The organism is Pseudomonas sp. NPDC087612 (genome assembly GCF_044743505.1).
In the GTDB taxonomy this organism is placed as follows: Bacteria; Pseudomonadota; Gammaproteobacteria; order Pseudomonadales; family Pseudomonadaceae; genus Aquipseudomonas.
In genome coordinates this window covers 399,016-418,094 of sequence record NZ_JBIUWO010000003.1, presented here as the reverse complement: position 1 = coordinate 418,094, position 19,079 = coordinate 399,016, and the positions used below count along the sequence as shown (strand labels likewise).

Below are 19,079 nucleotides of genomic sequence, written 5' to 3'. Positions count from 1 at the left end.
GCCAACCTTTGGGCCAATGCTGTCAGTACAAATCCACCGGATCGACATCCAGCGACCAACGCACCTGGCGCCCGGACGGCATCTGTTCCAACACTAGCAACCAGGCGCTGATCAGTCGATGCAAAGGTGCCCGGGCATTGGCCTGGAGCAACAATTGCGCACGAAACCGCCCGGCACGGCGTTCCATCGGCGCCGGTACCGGACCTAGCAGCTCGATGCCGTGCAGGTTTTGTTCGGCTAGCAATTGCTCGGCGGCGCTGCAGGCTTCATCGAGAAACCCCTCGGCCTGCCCCGGCTTGTGCGCTTCGGCGCGCAGCAGCGCCAGGTGCGCGAAAGGCGGCAGGCCGGCGGCGCGGCGCTCGCTCAGGGCCTGCTCGGCAAAGGCGAAGTACCCCTGCTCGGTCAGTTGCACCAATAAAGGATGGTCGGCCAGGTGGGTCTGGATGATCACCTTGCCCGGCTCCTCGGCGCGCCCGGCGCGGCCGGCGACCTGGACGATCATCTGCGCCATGCGCTCGCTGGCGCGAAAATCGCCGGAGAACAGGCCGCCGTCGGCATCGAGGATCGACACCAGGGTCACCCGCGGAAAATGGTGGCCCTTGGCGAGCATCTGGGTGCCAACCAGGATGCACGGCTGGCCGCGCTGGATGGTGGCGAACAACTGGTTCATCGCATCCTTGCGCGAAGTGCTGTCGCGGTCGACCCGCAGCACCGGGTAATCCGGAAAAAGAATGCTCAGGCGCTCCTCGGCGCGCTCGGTGCCGGCACCCACCGGGCGCAGGTCGACTTTGTTGCACTGCGGGCACTGGCGCGGCACGCGCTCATCGTAGCCGCAGTGATGGCAGCGCAGCTCGTTGGAGCGCTGGTGCACGGTCATGCGCGCATCGCAGCGTGGGCATTCGGACATCCAGCCGCAGTCATGGCACAGCAGCGTCGGCGCAAAGCCGCGGCGGTTGAGGAACACCAGTACCTGCTGGCCGGCCGCCAGGGTCTGGCCGATGGCTTGCTGCATCGGCCCGCTGATGCCGCTGTCCAACGGCCGGCTCTTCACATCCAGGCGCAGGAAGCGCGGCTGCTGGGCGCCGCCGGCGCGCTGGTTGAGGCGCAGCAGGCCATAGCGGCCGCTGTGGGCGTTATGCAGGCTCTCCAGCGACGGCGTGGCCGAGCCCAGCAGGATCGGGATGTTCTCCTGGCGCGCGCGCACCAGCGCCAGGTCGCGAGCGTGGTAGCGCAGGCCTTCCTGCTGTTTATACGAGCCGTCGTGTTCTTCGTCGATGATGATCAAGCCGGGGTTTTTCATCGGTGTGAACAATGCCGAGCGGGTGCCGATGATGATGTCGGCCTCGCCGTCGCGGGCGGCCAGCCAGGCATCCAGGCGCTCGCGGTCATTGACCGCCGAGTGCAGCAGGGCGATGCGCGCGTTAAAACGCTGCTCGAAGCGCGCCAGGGTTTGCGGCCCCAGGTTGATCTCCGGGATCAGAATCAGCGCCTGCTTGCCGGCCTCCAGGGTTTCGCGGATCAGCTGCAGGTAAACCTCTGTCTTGCCGCTGCCGGTGACCCCGGCCAACAAGAAGGCATGAAAGCTGTCGAAGCCTGAGCGTACCGCATTGAAGGCGGTGCGCTGCTCGTCGTTGAGCGGCAGCTCCGGCTGCGCCAGCCAGTGTTCGTGGCGCTCCTGGGGCAAGTGGCGGCGCACCTCGACCTGCACCAGCTCCTTGGCCAGCAGCAGGTCGAGGCTGTCCTTGCTCAGCATCAGCTTGCTCAGCAGGGTATGGGCCACGCCATGGGGGTGCTGCGCCAGGGTTGCCAGGGCTTCGCGCTGGCGCGGCGCGCGGGCGATGCGCGGGTCGTCCAGGCGCGCGCCTGGGGCCACTTGCCAGAAGCGCTCCTGGCGCGCTTGCGCCGGTTCGCCCTGGCGCAGCAGCACCGGCAGGGCCCAGCTCAGGGTATCGCCGAGGCTGTGCTGATAATACTGCGCAGTCCACAGGCACAGCTTGAACAGTGCCGGCGGCAGCGGCGACACTGGATCGAGCAGGGCGATTGCGGGCTTGAGCTTGTCGGCCGGCACCTCGCTGGTGTCGCTGATCTCGATCAGGATACCGATCATCTCGCGTCGACCAAACGGCACGCGGATACGCATGCCCGGGGTCAGTGCCTGGCGCGCCATGCTTGCCGGTGCCCTGTAGTCGAACAGCCGCCGCAGGGGCGAGGGCAGGGCAAGGCGTAGAATGACGTCGGACACGCGAAAGGTTCTCTGCAGGGGGAATTCCAAGGTCCGGCGAGCCTAGCAGACGACCGCCGGTCTAAGCGACAACTTGCGTTGGCTGTTTGCTCTGGTATTATTCCGACCCTATTTTGCGTGCGGTATTCAACAATGGTGTTGAGTGGCGGCACGTCAGCACTGAGGAAACACCATGAAAGCCGATATCCATCCGGTATACGAAGCTGTAGAAGTTACCTGCAGCTGCGGTAACAAATTCGAAACTCGTTCGACTCTGGCCAAGGCCCTGCCGATCGACGTTTGCAACCTCTGCCACCCGTTCTACACCGGTAAGCAGAAGGTCCTGGACACCGGCGGCCGCGTACAGAAGTTCGCCGATCGCTTCGGCATGTTCGGTGCCAAGAAGTAAGATTGCGCGACGCTGGCCCGATGGGTTTGGCATTGCTGCTGAAAAAGGCGTCCCTCGTGGGCGCCTTTTTTATGGGCGCGATCTGGCAGTTGCCGGCCCTGGCATTCTGCGCGGCACCGGTCGATGCGCAGGTGGTCAGCGTGCGCCAGGTGGTCGATGGCGATACCTTGCGTCTGAATGATGGCCGCAGTGTTCGCCTGATTGGTATCAATGCACCGGAAATCGGTCGCAAAGGTCGCAGCAGTGAAGCCTTCGCCGAGGCTGCACGGCAGCGCTTGCAGGCCCTGGTCAAGGCCAGCGGCGGGCAGGTGGGGCTGGTTCCTGGCGTCGAGGCGCGGGACAAATATGGCCGTACTCTGGCGCATGTCTACGGCCGCTCTGGCGACAATTTCGAAGCACAACTGCTCAGTGAAGGCCTTGGCTACCGGGTTGCGGTGGCCCCCAACGTCGCGTTGGCCGGCTGCCAGGGTCAGGCCGAGCGCGCCGCTCGTCAGGCCGGCAAAGGCCTGTGGCGGCAATCGCCATTGACCCCGGCAAGCGCCGTGCGTCAGTCCGGTTTTGCCCTGATAAGTGGCAAGGTGATGGATATCCAGCGCAATCGCGGGGGTATCTGGATCGAAATCGACGATTCTCTGGTGCTTCAGGTGCCGGCACGCCTGCAGCGCAATTTCCCCTCTTCGTTCTTCACTGATCTGAAAGGTCGATCGATCGAAGCCCGCGGTTGGGTGCTGGATCGTTCCCGCAAAGGTGGCCTGAAGCCGGGACAGCAACGCTGGTTGCTGCCCCTGACCGATCCGTCGATGCTGGAAAGGGTCGAAAGATAAAAAATTGTCTACATTTTTTATTTCGATTGTACACATCGAAACCCTTGCAGGCCGTGGCTCTTGGCGGAAAGTCGTAGGTTAAAGGCCTTGACACAAGTGACCGGGCAGTCTTGTCGGCCCTTTGCTCTTTGCGTATCCTCGGCGGTCCGTCAGAACAGTAAATAGCGGAATGCCCACCATGTCAGATTTGAAAACTGCCGCTCTCGAATATCACGCTCAACCTCGTCCGGGGAAACTGAGCGTCGAGCTCACCAAACCTACCGCGACTGCTCGCGACCTGGCGCTGGCCTACAGCCCTGGCGTGGCTGAGCCGGTTCGCGAAATCGGTCGCGATCCGGAGCTGGCCTACAAGTACACCGGCAAGGGCAATCTGGTAGCAGTCATTTCCGACGGCACCGCCATCCTCGGCCTGGGTAACCTCGGCCCACTGGCCTCCAAACCGGTCATGGAAGGCAAGGGCGTTCTGTTCAAGCGTTTCGCCGGTATCGACGTGTTCGACATCGAAGTCGACTCCGAGAGCCCGCAAGCCTTCATCGACACCGTCAAGCGCATCTCGATCACCTTCGGTGGCATCAACCTGGAAGACATCAAGGCGCCAGAGTGCTTTGAAATCGAGCGCGCGCTGATCGAACAGTGCGACATCCCGGTATTCCACGATGACCAGCACGGCACCGCGATCGTTACCGCCGCCGGCATGATCAACGCCCTGGAAATCGCTGGCAAAACCCTGGCCGACGCCAAGATCGTCTGCCTGGGCGCCGGTGCCGCCGCCATCTCCTGCATGAAACTGCTGGTGAGCATGGGCGCACAGATCGAGAACATCTTCATGGTTGACCGTACTGGCGTGATCCACGCTGGCCGTGACGACCTGAACCAGTACAAGGCGGTGTTCGCCCACGCTACCGACAAGCGCACCCTGGCTGACGCCCTGCAAGGCGCTGACGTGTTCGTCGGCCTGTCCGGCCCGAACCTGCTGAGCCCTGAAGGCCTGAAGTCGATGGCGCCGAACCCGATCGTGTTCGCCTGCTCGAACCCTGATCCAGAGATCTCCCCGGAGCTGGCCCACGCCACCCGTAACGACGTGATCATGGCTACCGGTCGTTCCGACTACCCGAACCAGGTCAACAACGTACTGGGCTTCCCGTTCATCTTCCGCGGTGCCCTGGACGTTCGTGCCAAGCGCATCAACGAAGAAATGAAGATCGCCGCCGCCAACGCCCTGAAAGACCTGGCCAAGCTGCCAGTGCCTAAGGAAGTCTGCGCAGCCTACGGCGTCGACGCCCTGGAATTCGGCCGTGAGTACATCATTCCGAAGCCAATGGACGCTCGCCTGATCACCGTGGTTTCCGATGCCGTGGCCAAGGCTGCGATCGAGACCGGTGTGGCGACCCTGCCGTATCCGAAGAACTACCCGCTGAAAAGCGTGGATGACGTGTTCAACGGCTAAGCTGTTGTAGCGTCATAACAAAAAGCCCCGGCTCGCGAGAGTCGGGGCTTTTTTGTGGCGGATCGTCTGTGGGTGGGTGTTGGCTTCATCGCTGGCAAGGCCAGCTCCCACAAAGAATCTGTGGGAGCCTCTGTCATCAGAACAGATCGATCGGCGCCGCTTCGTCTGCTGGCAGCGGGCTGCCTGGTGCGCTGCCGTTACCCAGCTCGTTGACCGACGGCGGCGTGTCTTCGGCCTTGAACAGCTCGAAGTAGGCGTTCGGCGTGCTTGGCGTCGCCGCCCGGCCGCTGACCGGATCGACGCGCAGGCTGAGGATGCCTTCCGGCTCGGCCGGGGCATGGTTGGGCTTGTCTTTGAGTGCAGCGCCCATGTAGCTCATCCAGATCGGCAGGGCCACGGTGCCGCCATACTCGCGGCGGCCGAGGGTTTCCGGTTGGTCGAAGCCGGTCCAGACGGTGGTTACGTAGTCGGCGTTGTAGCCGGAGAACCAGGCGTCCTTGGATTCGTTGGTGGTACCGGTCTTGCCGGCAAGGTCGGTACGGCCCAGGGCCAGGGCGCGGCGCCCGGTACCGCGCTTGATCACGTCCTGGAGCATGCTGGTGAGGATATAGCTGGTGCGCCCGTCAATGATGCGCTCGGCCACGGCCGGCGGCTGGGCGACGGCGGCGGCCGGATCGCTGGCCACGGTGCTCAGGCCTTCGCCCGGCAGCTGGGTGCTGATCGGCTGCTCGGGGGCGGCGATGCCGGCTTCGACCTGTTCGCTTTGCGGGACCCGTGGCGGGTTGGCAGTGAACAGGGTCTCGCCGTTGCGGCTCTCGATGCGTTCGATCAGGTATGGGCTGATCTTGTAGCCGCCGTTGGCAAAGGTGCTCCAGCCGGTGGCGATTTCCATCGGCGTCAGGGTTGCGGTGCCCAGGGCCAGCGACAGGTTGGGCGGCAGGTCCTGCTTGTTGAAGCCGAACTTGCTGATGTAGTCGATGGTCGGGCCTACGCCCATGGCCTGCAGCAGGCGGATCGATACCAGGTTGCGCGACTTGTACAGCGCCTCGCGCATGCGGATCGGGCCGAGGAAGGTGTTGGTGTCGTTTTTCGGCCGCCAGACCTTGTCCAGGTATTCGTCGACAAATACGATCGGCGCGTCGTTGACCAGGCTGGCGGCGGTGTAGCCGTTGTCCAGCGCGGCGCTGTACACGAACGGCTTGAAGCTCGAGCCCGGCTGACGCTTGGCCTGCATGGCGCGGTTGTAGTTGCTCTGCTCGAACGAGAAACCGCCGACCAGGGCGCGGATCGCACCACTGTTCGGGTCCAGCGATACCAGCGCGCTCTGCGCCCCCGGCACCTGGCTGAATTTGAGGCTGCCGTCGTCCAGGCGCTGCACGCGAATCAGGTCGCCGACCTGGGCAACGTCGGCAGGCTGCTGTGGTGCACGGCCCTGGCTGTTGGTGTTGAGGAACGGGCGGGCCCACTTCATGGTCTCCCAGGCCACCGACTCCTGGTTACCGGCGCGGGTCAGCACCTGCAGGCCGGTCTTGCTGACTTCGGTGACGATCACCGGCTCCAGGCCGCCCAGCGGGCGTTGCTTGCTCAGTTCCTGCAGCCAGGCGTCACGGGTCTTACCCGGGAAGCGCGACTCGGGGCCGCGGTAACCATGACGCTCGTCGTAGGCGGTGAGGCCGTTGAGTACGGCTTTGTTGGCGATTTCCTGCAGGTCGCTCGGCACCGTGGTGGTGACGCGGAAGCCTTCGGTGTAGGCATCGCTGCCGTAGCGGCCGACCATTTCGGCGCGGGCCATCTCGGCGATGTAGGGTGCGTTAACTTCTGGGGTCGGCACGTGGTAGCTGGCGTTGATCGGTTCGGCCAATGCTGTCTGGTAGCTGGCTTCATCAATTTTGCCGAGCTTGTACATGCGCCCCAGGATCCAGTCGCGGCGCTCTTTGGCGCGCACCGGGTTGGCCAGTGGGTTGAAGCGCGACGGCGCTTTCGGCAGGCCGGCGATCATCGCCATCTGCGCCAGGCTGACATCGCGGATCGACTTGCCGTAGTACACCTGCGCGGCGGCCTCGATGCCGTAGGCGCGGTTGCCCAGGTAGATCTTGTTGACGTACAGCTCGAGGATCTCGTCCTTGGTCAGTTCGCGTTCGATCTGCAGGGCCAGGAGAATCTCGTTGGTCTTGCGCGAGAAGCTGCGTTCGCTGCTGAGGAAGAAGTTCTTCGCCACCTGCATGGTGATGGTGCTGCCGCCGGTCTGGATGTGCCCGGACTTGAGCAATTGTGTTGCAGCACGCATCAGGCTGCTGGGGTCAACGCCGTAGTGATTGGCGAAATTGTCGTCTTCAGCCGACAGCAAAGCCTGGATGAAATGCGGCGGAATGTCGGCAAAACGGATGGGCGAGCGGCGCATTTCGCCGAACTCGGCGATCAGCTTGCCGTCGCTGCTGTAGACCCGCAAAGGGATCTGCAACTGGATGCTTCTGAGGGCCTCTACCGAGGGCAAGCTGGGGCTAAGATACAGAAATGCGCCGCTCAGACCGAGCACGAGCGCGCAGATGACTGCGACGAAAGACCACCAGAAGAACTTCAGCAGGCGTATCAAGGCTTTAGGGCGTCCAGATAAAAGAATGGGTTGCGCGCGGGGCCAGCGGACAAAGGATAAACGCTGGGCATTATAAGCATTTTTCAACTCGCCGCGTTACGCACGCGGCTGTCGCCAGCAAGGAAAAAACCAATGCTTGGACGCTTCGGCATGGATGCCGGTTCACTCCTGGGGGTAGAAATTGCCCCGCCGTCTATCCGACTGGTGCAATTGCACCGGCGCAAAGGCGCGTGGCGCGTGCGGGCCTGGGCGCTTGAACCGCTGCCTGTCGGGGCCATGCTCGACGGCTGGATTGCCGACCCTGAGGTGGTCGGCCTGGCCCTGAAACGCGCGCTGCAGCGCAGTGGCAGCCGCTGTCGGCAAGCCGCCGTGGCCTTGCCGGCGGCGCGGGCTATCAGCAAATCGATAAGCCTGCCAGCGGGTCTGGCCGATGCTGAAGTGGCTGCGCAGGTGCACGATGCCGCTGAGCAGTTCATTCCCTTCGACCTTGAAGACACCGCGCTGGATTACCGGCTGCAGGCGCCGGCTGGCGCTGATGCGGTGAGCGTTCAGGTCGCGGCCTGTCATCGCGGTTTGCTGGAAACACTTGAGGCCACCTTTGAAGTCGCCGGGCTCAATGCACGGGTGCTGGAGATCGATAGCCAGGCGCTGCGGCGTGCTCCGGCAGTAGCGCTCGACGCCGAACTGGACCACGCGGGCTCGAGCCTGAGCGTGGCCTGCGCCCTGGCCATGGGCGGCGTGCGACTTAATTTGTTGCCATGGCGCGAGCGCCGCCAGCGTCTGCGTACTCGAGGGTTTCAGGCAGGCTGTGCAAGTGTTGTGCTGCTGGTTGCCGTTGCCAGTGGTCTCATCGACCAGCATTTTCGTGGCGTCATGCAGCAGCAGTCGCTCAGCCCGCCCGGCGGGCAACTGGAGCCCGAGGCTTTGCGGCAGGAACTGAGGCAGTTGCAACGCTTGCAGGCTGGCCGGCATTTCGCCGTGGATGTCTTCGAGCAGGTTGAGCGGGCCATGCCCGATGGCGTGTACCTGACCGCACTGAGCCAGGAGCCAGCTGGGCTGAGGCTTGCCGGCATGGCCGGTTCGGCTGCCCTGGTTGCGGAACTGGCAGACCGCCTGAAGTCTTCATCCTTGATCAGTACTGCCGAATTGCAGCAGCTAAGTGCGGTCGAGGAGGGGCATGCGTTTGAGCTGGTAGCAGCCCTTGAGGTTGCACCTTGAGCTTCTGCGGTGTGCTGGCAAGTCGAGCCTGGCCAGTACAGGCGTTGATACTGACGGGCTTGCTGGCGCTTCTGGCAGGCCTGGCTTACGCCGTGCATTTACGGCCGCTGATGACGCAGGCGGCGCTGATGGTCGATGCCTTGGCGCACGCCAACGCAGACAGCGTTGAGCCAACGGCCGAATTGCACAGCGGCTTGCAGCAAGCGCGCTGGCAATTGTCGGCAGGGAGCGCCGAGCCTGCCGTGTTCGAGTTGCTCTCCCGCCTGGCCGAGGCCCATGAAGTGGCCATTGAACAGTTGCAGGTAGTCCAAGCGTCGACCGCTGAGCATTACTTGGAACTGCCCGTGCAACTGCGCTTGCGTGGCGCCTTTTCGGCGCTTGCCGAATTTTTCGCGGACCTGGCCGCGCAGCCGCGGCTGATTACCGTGCAAGGGCTTTCGCTGAAGCCGGCCGATGCGCAGTTGCTGCACATGGAATTGCAGGTTCGCTCATACCAGCCTCGCTCGCAGCCGCAGTTGGCCCCTGGCGCGCAGCCACAGGCGGCGCAGCGACGGCCGGTTGCGATGCTGCGCAATCCATTCGCTCCATCTGCGCTGGCGGTGCAGGCCGATGTCTTGCAGCGCCTGGCGCTGGAGCAGCTGGAAATGGTCGGCAGCCTCGCCAGTCGCGGCGTGCGCTACGCGCTGATCCAGGCTGATGGCCGCGTGCATCGGCTGCAGGTCGGTGACCGCTTGGGTCGTGACCAGGGGCAGGTGGCCGAGATTGGCGAGCGCCATGTCGAGGTCATCCAGCAGGTTTTTGTTGCCGGCCAAGGCTGGCAAGCGCGGCGGCGAACTCTCGCCCTGCGCTGAAGGTGCCGACCAGGGAGGTCATCGATGGGCAAGGGAGCTGTGGTTGCGGTGCTGATAGGCTGTTGCCTGTCTGCCGGCGCGTTTGCGGGCAAGCAACTGTACGGCGGTGAGCCGCTGTCATTGAATTTTCAGGATGTCGAGGTGCGTACGGTACTGCAGGTGCTGGCTGATTTTTCCGGGGTCAACCTGGTGGCCAGTGATGCGGTGCAGGGCAAGGTGACCTTGCGCTTGCAGGATGTGCCCTGGGACCAGGCGCTGGAGCTGGTGCTGCGCAGCAAGGGCCTGGAGCAGCGCAAGGATGGCAATGTATTGCTGGTCGCACCGCTTGCCGAACTGGCCGGGTCCGCGCCGTCGCGGCGCGAGCTGATACCGATCCACCACGCCAGGGCCACCGATATCGCCGAGCTTTTCCACAGCCTGATGGCCCATGAGGCCGGCGGCGCCAGCCATGGTTCGCTAAGTGTCGATGAGCGCACCAACACCCTGGTCGCCAGCCAGTCGCCGGAACGTCTGGAAGAGCTGCGCAGGTTGATCGGCGAACTCGATGTGCCGGTACGCCAGGTCATGATCGAGGCGCGGATCGTCGAGGCCAACGTCGATTTTGAAAAGAGCCTGGGTGTGCGCTGGGGCGGCCAGGTGCAGCTGGGCAAGGGCTTGAGCCTGGGCGGTGGCGATACCTTCGTCGACCTTGGCGCGGACCGGGCATCGTCGAGTATCGGCTTTGGCCTGGTGCGCAACAGTGCGCTGCTCGACCTGGAACTGAGCGCCATGGAGCGCACCGGCAACGGCGAAATCATTTCCCAGCCCAAGGTCGTCACCGCTGACAAGGAAACTGCGCGGATCCTCAAGGGCACCGAGGTGCCGTATCAGGAAACCAGCGGCAGCGGCGCTACCTCGGTGACCTTCCGCGAGGCCTCGCTGTCCCTTGAGGTCACCCCGCAGATCACCCCGGACAACCGGGTAATCATGGTAGTCAAGGTGACCAAGGACGAGCCCGACTACCTCAACGCCCTGGATCACGTGCCGGCGATCCGTAAAAACGAGGTCAACGCCAAGGTGCGTATCAATGATGGTGAGACCATCGTCATCGGCGGCGTGTACTCGACGGTGCAAAGTAAAGTTGTCGACAAGGTGCCATTTTTCGGCGATGTGCCGTATGTTGGGCGGCTGTTTCGTCGCGATGTTCTACAAGAGAAAAAATCCGAGCTGCTGGTCTTCCTGACTCCGCGTATCATGAGTGACCAGGCGATTGCTGTGAGTCGTTGATTCTGTGCGAAATTTGATACTTGTGGGGCCGATGGGTGCTGGCAAAAGCACCATCGGCCGCCTGCTGGCCAAAGAGCTGCGCCTGCCGTTCAAGGATTCCGACAAGGAAATTGAATTGCGCACCGGCGCCAATATCCCGTGGATCTTCGATAAGGAAGGCGAGCCGGGCTTTCGTGACCGCGAGCAGGCGATGATCGCCGAGCTCTGCGCGTTCGATGGCGTGGTGCTGGCTACCGGTGGCGGCGCGGTAATGCGCGATGCCAACCGTCAGGCCCTGCATGCCGGCGGGCGAGTGGTGTACCTGCACGCCTCGGTCGAGCAGCAGGTCGGACGCACCTCGCGTGATCGCAACCGGCCGTTGCTGCGTACCGCCAACCCGGAGGCGACTTTGCGCGCGCTGCTGGAAGTTCGTGACCCGCTTTATCGCGAGATCGCCGATCTGGTGGTGGAAACCGACGAACGGCCACCGCGAATGGTGGTGCAGGATATTCTCGAGCGCTTGCAGAAGTTGCCGCCCCGTTAAGCCAGGACTATCCTCGGCGACCAGTCATGCCGTGACAGGGCACACCGTTATCGCGCGGTTCGAGCCATCGATGCCGCGCCTAGTTCATTGTGGGGACACATGCAGACACTAAAGGTCGAATTGGGCGAACGTAGCTACCCGATCTACATTGGCGAAGGCCTGCTGGATCAACCTGAACTGCTGGCGCCGCATATCGCTGGCCGGCAGGTCGCCATCGTGTCCAACGAGACTGTCGCACCCCTCTATCTCGAACGCCTGAGCAAGACCCTGGGTGCCTATTCGGTACTGCCGGTGGTGTTGCCCGACGGCGAGGCCTACAAGAACTGGGAAACCCTGCAGTTGATCTTCGATGCGCTGCTGACCGCCCGCCACGACCGCCGCACTACCGTGGTAGCGCTTGGCGGCGGGGTGATCGGCGACATGGCCGGCTTTGCCGCCGCCTGCTACCAGCGCGGCGTGGATTTCATCCAGGTGCCGACTACCTTGTTGTCCCAGGTCGATTCGTCGGTAGGCGGCAAGACCGGCATCAACCACCCGCTGGGCAAGAACATGGTCGGTGCCTTCTATCAGCCCAACGCGGTGCTGATCGACACCCGCAGCCTCAATAGCCTGCCGCCGCGCGAGCTGTCGGCGGGCCTGGCCGAAGTGATCAAATACGGCCTGATTTGTGACGAACCCTTCCTTGGCTGGCTCGAAGAGCATATGCAGGCCTTGCGCGGCCTTGACCAGGTGGCGCTGACCGAGGCCATTCGTCGTTCCTGCGCGGCCAAGGCTGCGGTAGTGGGCGCCGATGAGCGCGAGTCGGGCGTGCGTGCCACGCTGAACCTGGGCCACACCTTCGGTCACGCCATCGAGACCCACATGGGCTATGGTGTGTGGCTTCACGGTGAGGCCGTCGCGGCGGGCACTGTAATGGCCCTGGAAATGTCCATGCGCCTGGGCTGGATCAGCCAGCAGGAGCGTGACCGTGGTATCCGTCTGTTCCAGAACGCAGGCTTGCCGGTGGTGCCGCCCGCCGAGATGACCCCGGCGCAGTTCATGGAACACATGGCAGTAGATAAAAAGGTACTCGACGGTCGTCTGCGTCTGGTCCTGCTGCGCCGCATGGGCGAAGCGGTGGTCACCGACGACTATCCGAAAGAGATTCTTCAGGCCACGCTGGCCGCGGATTACCGCGCGATCGTGGCCCAGCTTTGAGGTTGATGAGCGTCCGATGACTAGTTTGCATGCCGACGAGGCCTTTCTCGGCCATTACCAGTTGAACCACGACCCCTTCGCTGCACGGGTGCCGGGTTTCAAATTCTTCCCAGCCCAGCGCAAGCCGGTACTCGGCCAATTGCACCACCTGGCCCGCTACAGCCAGTTGCTGCTGGTGGTCACTGGCCCTCAAGGCAGTGGCAAGACCCTGCTGCGCCAGGCCCTGGTGGCCAGCACCAACAAGCAATCGGTGCAGAGCGTGGTGGTTTCCGCCCGTGGCGCCAGCGATGCCGCCAGCCTGCTCGGCCAGGTGGCCCAGTCATTGGGCGTGGCCCAGGCTGAAGTCCCGGACATCCTTGCCCAGGTGGTACAACTGGCGCTGACCGGGCAGGAAGTCTATCTGCTGGTGGACGATGCGGAACAACTTGGCGAGTCGGCACTCCAAGCCTTGCTGGAGTTGGCGGCGGGTACCCCGGAAGGGCGTCCGCATGTCTTCCTGTTTGGCGAGCCGTCACTGATCGCCGGGCTGGAAGAGCTCAATGCCGAGCAGGAGCGCTTTCATGTCATCGAGCTTGAGCCCTACAGCGAAGAAGAAACCCGTGAATACCTCGAGCAGCGCCTGGAAGGTGCCGGGCGGGGCATCGAAGTGTTCAGCAGTGAGCAGATCGTTGATATTCACCAAAACTCTGACGGCTGGCCCGGGACTATCAACCAGGTTGCCCGCGATACCTTGATCGAAGCCATGATCGCCAGCCGGACCACGGCGAAGCGACCATCAATGGGGTTCAATATGCCGAAGAAACATGTGCTGGCGCTGTCTGCAGTTGTCGTGGTCGCCGTCGCGGCCGCCGTGCTGATGCCGAAGAAGGGTGATCAGGCGCCAACTGCCCCTGCCGAACAGGCGCAACTGCCGCTGGGCGAAGGTCAGCCAGGCAATGCCCAATCGAACAACGGCGGCCCGGCGATCGAATTCGCCGGCAATTCGCAGCCGATGCCACTGCCGCTGGTAGGTCAGTCGCAACCGGTCATGCGTGGCCCGCTGGCCGAGTCTACCGGCATGGGTGAAGGCGAAGAGTCGACGCCAGCCGGCGAAACCGCGCTGCAGCCGTCTACTCCGCCGACCGTCACCACTATCGCGCCACCGGCAGGTGTCACCGCTGGCCCCGCACCAACCCCTGCGCAACCGGTTGCACCTGTGCAGCAGTCGGTAGCACCTGTTGCCAGCAAGCCGGTTGCTCCTGCAGCCAAGCCTGCGCCAACCCAGGTTGCAACCGCCAAGCCTGCGCCCAAGCCTGTCGAGAAGCCGGCCGCCAAGCCCGCAGCCGGTGGTAGCTGGTACGCCGGGCAGAAGCCGGGCAATTATGTCGTGCAAATCCTCGGCACCAGCTCCGAAGCATCGGCCCAGGCCTACGTCAAGGCTCAGGGTGGCGACTATCGCTACTTCAAGAAAACCCTGCAGGGCAAGCCGCTGTACGTCATCACCTACGGCAACTTCGCCAGCCGTGATGCCGCCCTGGCTGCAATCAAGGCCTTGCCAGCCAAGGTCCAGGCTGGTAAACCTTGGCCTCGTACCGTCGCCAGCGTCCAACAAGAACTGGCCTCGACCCGCTGATATAGCCTGGTGGCACTACCCCCGCCACCTGCTGAGCGACTCCTGAACATCGGTCAAGCCTGCTGCGTACTGCGCGGCAGGCTTTTCTGTCCCAGACTGCCGGCCACAAGCCGTTCTTGCAGTCCAGGCTGAAACGCTTCAGACTCAAGCCATGCCGTTACCACGGCGCACGCTTAAAAACATTCAAAAATGCGACATGGACTTACGGCAATTCGTCGTAAATTTGTGGGCTTCCCTGTCGCTGTGCAACAATGGCTCCCCTATTGCCCCCGCAAAGCTGGCATTCGTTCGGCGTGGATGGTAAGTGGTTGTACTAAAAAAAGATTTGCCTTGGTGAGAGGCGAACCTGGTGAGAAAGTGTCTATGAAAACAGGTCTGTACCATCCCGAAGAATTCAAGGATAACTGTGGTTTCGGCCTGATCGCCCATATGACGGGCGAACCCAGCCACCACCTTTTGCAAACGGCCATCCAGGCCCTGACCTGCATGACCCACCGCGGTGGGATCAACGCCGACGGCAAGACCGGCGACGGTTGCGGTCTGCTCATGCAAAAGCCCGATCAGTTCCTGCGTGCCGTGGCCCGCGAACAGTTCGCCACTGAGCTGCCCAAGCAATATGGGGTCGGCATGGTGTTCTTCAATCAGGACAACGCCAAGGCTGAAGCCGCGCGCGCCAACATGAACCGCGAGATCCTCGCGGCCGGCCTGCAACTGGTGGGCTGGCGCAAAGTGCCGATCGACACCAGCGTCCTCGGCCGCCTGGCCCTGGAGCGCCTGCCGCAGATCGAGCAGGTGTTCATTGGCGGTGAAGGCCTGAGCGATCAGGAATTCGCCATCAAGCTGTTCAGTTCGCGTCGTCGCTCTTCGGTGGCCAACGCCGCCGACACCGACCACTACATCTGCAGCTTTTCGCACAAAACCATCATCTACAAAGGCCTGATGATGCCGGCGGACCTCGCCGCCTTCTATCCGGACCTCAGCGACGAGCGCCTGCAAACCGCGATCTGCGTGTTCCACCAGCGCTTCTCCACCAACACCCTGCCGAAATGGCCGCTGGCGCAGCCGTTCCGCTTCCTCGCCCACAACGGCGAGATCAACACCATCACCGGTAACCGCAACTGGGCCCAGGCGCGGCGCACCAAGTTCGCCAACGACCTGATCCCGGACCTCGAAGAACTCGGCCCGCTGGTCAACCGCGTCGGTTCCGACTCCTCGAGCATGGACAACATGCTCGAACTGATGGTCACCGGCGGCATCGACCTGTTCCGCGGCGTGCGCATGATCATTCCGCCGGCGTGGCAGAACGTCGAGACCATGGACGCCGACCTGCGCGCGTTCTACGAATACAACTCCATGCACATGGAAGCATGGGACGGCCCGGCCGGCGTGGTACTGACCGAAGGCCGCCATGCGGTGTGCCTGCTCGACCGCAACGGCCTGCGCCCGGCGCGCTGGGTCACCACCAAGAACGGCTACATCACCCTGGCGTCGGAAATCGGCGTGTGGGACTACAAGCCTGAAGACGTGATCGCCAAGGGCCGGGTCGGCCCGGGGCAGATCTTTGCCGTGGACACCGAAACCGGGCAAATCCTCGACACCGACGCCATCGACAACCGCCTCAAGTCGCGCCATCCGTACAAGCGCTGGCTGCGCCAGAATGCCCTGCGCATCCAGGCCGACCTCAGCGATGACCAGGGCGTGGCCAGCTACGATGCTGACCAGCTCAAGCAGTATATGAAGATGTTCCAGGTCACCTTCGAAGAGCGTGACCAGGTGCTGCGTCCGCTCGGCGAACAAGGCCAGGAAGCGGTCGGCTCGATGGGCGACGACACGCCGATGGCGATTCTTTCGCAGCGCGTGCGCTCGACCTACGACTACTTTCGCCAGCAATTCGCCCAGGTCACCAACCCGCCGATCGACCCGCTGCGTGAAGCGATCGTCATGTCGCTGGAGATCTGCCTGGGCGCCGAGCGCAACATCTTCCAGGAATCCCCAGAGCACGCCTCGCGGGTGATCCTCAGCTCGCCGGTGATCTCGCCCGCCAAGTGGCGCTCGCTGATGAACCTCGACCGCCCCGGCTTCGAGCGTCAGTTGATCGACCTCAACTACGTCGAGAGCCTGGGCCTGGAAGCGGCGGTGCGCAACATCGCCGATCAGGCCGAAGAAGCCGTGCGCAGCGGCAAGACCCAGCTGGTGCTGAGCGACCGCCATATCGCCCCGGGCAAACTGCCGGTGCATGCCTCGCTGGCCGTTGGTGCGGTGCATCACCGCCTGACTGAACTGGGCTTGCGCTGCGACAGCAACATCCTGGTGGAAACCGCCACCGCCCGCGACCCGCATCACTTTGCCGTGCTGATCGGCTTCGGCGCTTCGGCGGTGTACCCGTATCTGGCCTACGAAGTGCTGGCCGACCTGATCCGTACCGGCGAAGTGCTCGGTGATCTTGAAGAAGTCTTCAAGTATTACCGCAAGGGCATCTCCAAGGGCCTGTTGAAGATCCTCTCGAAGATGGGCATCTCGACCGTCGGTTCCTACCGGGGTGCACAGCTGTTCGAAGCCGTCGGCCTTTCGGAAGAAGTGGTCAACCTGAGCTTCCGTGGCGTTGCCAGCCGCCTCAAGGGCGCACGCTTCGTCGACATCGAGAACGAGCAGAAGCTGCTCGCCGCCGAAGCCTGGAGCGCGCGCAAGCCGATCCAGCAGGGTGGCCTGCTGAAGTTCGTCCACGGTGGCGAGTACCACGCCTACAACCCGGACGTGGTCAACACCCTGCAGGCCGCCGTGCAGCAGGGCGACTACGCCAAGTTCAAGGAATACACCGCACTGGTCGACAAGCGCCCGGTGTCGATGATCCGCGACCTGCTCAAGGTGAAAACCCTGGAGCAGCCGCTGGAGTTGAGCGAGATCGAACCGCTGGAAGCGATCCTCAAGCGCTTCGACTCGGCCGGTATCTCCCTCGGCGCGCTGTCGCCGGAAGCCCATGAAGCCCTTGCCGAGGCGATGAACCGCCTGGGCGCGCGCTCCAATTCCGGTGAGGGCGGCGAAGACCCGGCCCGCTACGGGACGATCAAGAGCTCGAAGATCAAGCAGGTGGCCACCGGCCGTTTTGGCGTCACTCCCGAGTACCTGGTCAACGCCGAAGTGCTGCAGATCAAGGTTGCCCAGGGCGCCAAGCCGGGTGAAGGCGGGCAGTTGCCAGGCGGCAAGGTCAACGGCCTGATCGCCCGGCTGCGTTACGCCGTGCCTGGCGTGACCCTGATTTCGCCACCGCCGCACCACGACATCTACTCGATCGAAGACCTCTCGCAGCTGATCTTCGACCTCAAGCAGGTCAACCCGCAGGCGCTGGTCTCGGTCAAGCTGGTGGCAGAAGCCGGTGTTGGCACCATCGCCGCCGGCGTGGCCAAGGCCTATGCCGACCTGATCACCATCTCCGGCTACGACGGCGGCACCGGCGCTTCGCCGCTGACCTCGATCAAGTACGCCGGTGCGCCGTGGGAACTGGGCCTGGCCGAAACCCACCAGACCCTGCGCGGCAACGATCTGCGCGGCAAGGTCCGGGTGCAGACCGACGGCGGCCTGAAAACCGGCCTGGACGTGATCAAGGCGGCCATCCTCGGCGCCGAAAGCTTCGGTTTCGGTACCGCGCCGATGATCGCCCTGGGCTGCAAATACCTGCGTATCTGTCACCTGAACAACTGCGCCACCGGCGTCGCCACCCAGAACGACAAGCTGCGCAAGGATCACTACATCGGCACCGTCGACATGGTGGTAAATTTCTTCACCTACGTCGCCGAAGAAACCCGCGAGTGGCTGGCCAAGCTGGGCGTGCGCAGCCTCGGCGAGCTGATCGGGCGTACCGACCTGCTGGAAATGCTCCCCGGCGAAACCGAGAAGCAGAAGCACCTGGACCTCAGCCCGTTGCTGGGCAGCCCGCACGTGCCGGCCGACAAGCCGCAGTTCTGTGAAGTCGACCGCAACCCGCCGTTCGACAAGGGCGTGCTGGCCGAGAAAATGGTCGACATGGCCCTGCCGGCCATTCGCGACCTGTCGGGCGCCGAGTTCGAGCTGGACATCTGCAACTGCGACCGCTCCATCGGCGCGCGGATCTCCGGCGAAATCGCCCGTCTGCACGGCAACCAGGGCATGGCCAAGGCACCGATCACTTTCCGCTTCAAGGGCACTGCCGGGCAGAGCTTCGGGGTGTGGAACGCCGGTGGCCTGAACATGTACCTCGAAGGCGATGCCAACGACTACGTCGGCAAAGGCATGACCGGTGGCAAGCTGGTGATTGTGCCGCCTGCGGGCAGCCCGTTCGCCACCCAGCACAGCGCCATCATCGGTAACACCTGCCTGTATGGTGCCACGGGCGGCAAGCTGTTCGCCGCCGGTACCGCGGGCGAGCGCTTTGCCGTGCGCAACTCCGGTGCCCACGCGATTGTCGAGGGCACGGGCGATCACTGCTGTGAGTACATGACCGGTGGCTTTGTCTGCGTTCTGGGCAAGACCGGCTACAACTTCGGCTCGGGCATGACCGGTGGTTTTGCCTACGTGCTGGACATGGACAACAGCTTCGTCGACAAGCTCAACCACGAACTGGTCGAGATCCAGCGCATCAGCGGCGAGGCCATGGAGGCTTATCGCAGCCACCTGCAGCGCGTGCTGGCTGAATACGTCGAAGAAACCAACAGCGAATGGGGTCGTGAGCTCTGGGAAAACCTGGACGATTACGTGCGGCGCTTCTGGCTGGTCAAGCCGAAGGCGGCCAACCTGAAGAACCTGCTGTCCAGCACCCGTGCCAACCCGCAGTAGCGGCAAGCGGCAAGCCTCAAGCTGCAAGTTCAAAGCAGTACGAGGTTTGCCGGCCCACGTGATCGTCTTGCAGCTTGCAGCTTGAAGCTAGCAACTGCGGTAAAGAGGT

At 63.4% G+C, this 19,079-nt stretch carries 12 protein-coding genes; 10 read left to right on the top strand and 2 right to left on the bottom strand.

The window, feature by feature from the left end; all coding sequences use genetic code 11:
• Positions 1–22: 22 nt before the first annotated feature.
• Positions 23–2,242, bottom strand: a complete 2,220-nt coding sequence (locus ACIOVF_RS08135; RefSeq protein ID WP_045193956.1) for a primosomal protein N' — start codon at positions 2,240–2,242, stop codon at positions 23–25.
• A 172-nt stretch (positions 2,243–2,414) separates the two neighbouring features.
• Between ACIOVF_RS08135 and rpmE the strand changes: the two genes are divergently transcribed.
• The 3 genes from rpmE to ACIOVF_RS08120 all read left to right on the top strand — a co-directional run bounded on the left by rpmE (position 2,415) and on the right by ACIOVF_RS08120 (position 4,901).
• Positions 2,415–2,630: a 50S ribosomal protein L31 gene (gene rpmE / locus ACIOVF_RS08130; RefSeq protein WP_010222223.1), complete on the top strand. Its 216-nt coding sequence runs from the start codon at positions 2,415–2,417 to the stop codon at positions 2,628–2,630.
• 2 nt (positions 2,631–2,632) lie between these two features.
• Entirely contained in the window at positions 2,633–3,454 is an 822-nt protein-coding gene (locus ACIOVF_RS08125; protein ID WP_045193955.1) for a thermonuclease family protein, read from the top strand.
• A 178-nt stretch (positions 3,455–3,632) separates the two neighbouring features.
• Positions 3,633–4,901, top strand: coding sequence for a malic enzyme-like NAD(P)-binding protein (locus ACIOVF_RS08120; RefSeq protein ID WP_045193954.1), 1,269 nt, complete (start codon positions 3,633–3,635; stop codon positions 4,899–4,901).
• 136 nt (positions 4,902–5,037) lie between these two features.
• On the opposite strand, the gene ACIOVF_RS08115 is transcribed toward ACIOVF_RS08120, so the two are convergent.
• Positions 5,038–7,491, bottom strand: coding sequence for a penicillin-binding protein 1A (locus ACIOVF_RS08115; protein ID WP_177329133.1), 2,454 nt, complete (start codon positions 7,489–7,491; stop codon positions 5,038–5,040).
• Between the two features lie 135 nt (positions 7,492–7,626).
• On the opposite strand from ACIOVF_RS08115, the gene pilM reads away from it, so the two are divergent.
• The 7 genes from pilM (at position 7,627) to gltB (ending at position 18,970) form a co-directional block, all read left to right on the top strand.
• Complete coding sequence (gene pilM / locus ACIOVF_RS08110; RefSeq protein WP_052676458.1) at positions 7,627–8,712, top strand: pilus assembly protein PilM; 1,086 nt, start codon at positions 7,627–7,629, stop codon at positions 8,710–8,712.
• Entirely contained in the window at positions 8,709–9,563 is an 855-nt protein-coding gene (locus ACIOVF_RS08105; RefSeq protein WP_401288676.1) for a pilus assembly protein PilP, read from the top strand. Before pilM ends, ACIOVF_RS08105 begins: the two co-directional genes overlap by 4 nt.
• A 24-nt stretch (positions 9,564–9,587) precedes the next feature.
• Positions 9,588–10,829 carry a type IV pilus secretin PilQ gene (locus ACIOVF_RS08100; RefSeq protein WP_401288673.1) on the top strand — a complete coding sequence of 414 codons (1,242 nt, stop codon included), beginning with the start codon at positions 9,588–9,590 and terminating at the stop codon, positions 10,827–10,829.
• A 4-nt stretch (positions 10,830–10,833) separates the two neighbouring features.
• On the top strand, positions 10,834–11,352 hold the full coding sequence (aroK, locus tag ACIOVF_RS08095) for a shikimate kinase AroK (protein WP_010222231.1): 519 nt from the start codon (positions 10,834–10,836) through the stop codon (positions 11,350–11,352).
• 99 nt (positions 11,353–11,451) lie between these two features.
• Positions 11,452–12,549, top strand: coding sequence for a 3-dehydroquinate synthase (gene aroB, locus ACIOVF_RS08090; protein WP_010222232.1), 1,098 nt, complete (start codon positions 11,452–11,454; stop codon positions 12,547–12,549).
• A 16-nt stretch (positions 12,550–12,565) separates the two neighbouring features.
• Positions 12,566–14,161, top strand: coding sequence for an SPOR domain-containing protein (locus ACIOVF_RS08085; protein ID WP_045193950.1), 1,596 nt, complete (start codon positions 12,566–12,568; stop codon positions 14,159–14,161).
• Between the two features lie 363 nt (positions 14,162–14,524).
• Positions 14,525–18,970, top strand: a complete 4,446-nt coding sequence (gene gltB / locus ACIOVF_RS08080) for a glutamate synthase large subunit (protein WP_401288668.1) — start codon at positions 14,525–14,527, stop codon at positions 18,968–18,970.
• Positions 18,971–19,079: the final 109 nt, after the last annotated feature.

Bases quoted from the DNA above. Each gene is read 5' to 3' on its own strand.
- rpmE (WP_010222223.1), top strand. From the start codon at position 2,415: ATGAAAGCCGATATCCATCCGGTATACGAAGCTGTAGAAGTTACCTGC.
- ACIOVF_RS08120 (WP_045193954.1), top strand. From the start codon at position 3,633: ATGTCAGATTTGAAAACTGCCGCTCTCGAATATCACGCTCAACCTCGT.
- pilM (WP_052676458.1), top strand. From the start codon at position 7,627: ATGCTTGGACGCTTCGGCATGGATGCCGGTTCACTCCTGGGGGTAGAA.
- ACIOVF_RS08100 (WP_401288673.1), top strand. From the start codon at position 9,588: ATGGGCAAGGGAGCTGTGGTTGCGGTGCTGATAGGCTGTTGCCTGTCT.
- aroB (WP_010222232.1), top strand. From the start codon at position 11,452: ATGCAGACACTAAAGGTCGAATTGGGCGAACGTAGCTACCCGATCTAC.
- ACIOVF_RS08085 (WP_045193950.1), top strand. From the start codon at position 12,566: ATGACTAGTTTGCATGCCGACGAGGCCTTTCTCGGCCATTACCAGTTG.
- gltB (WP_401288668.1), top strand. From the start codon at position 14,525: ATGAAAACAGGTCTGTACCATCCCGAAGAATTCAAGGATAACTGTGGT.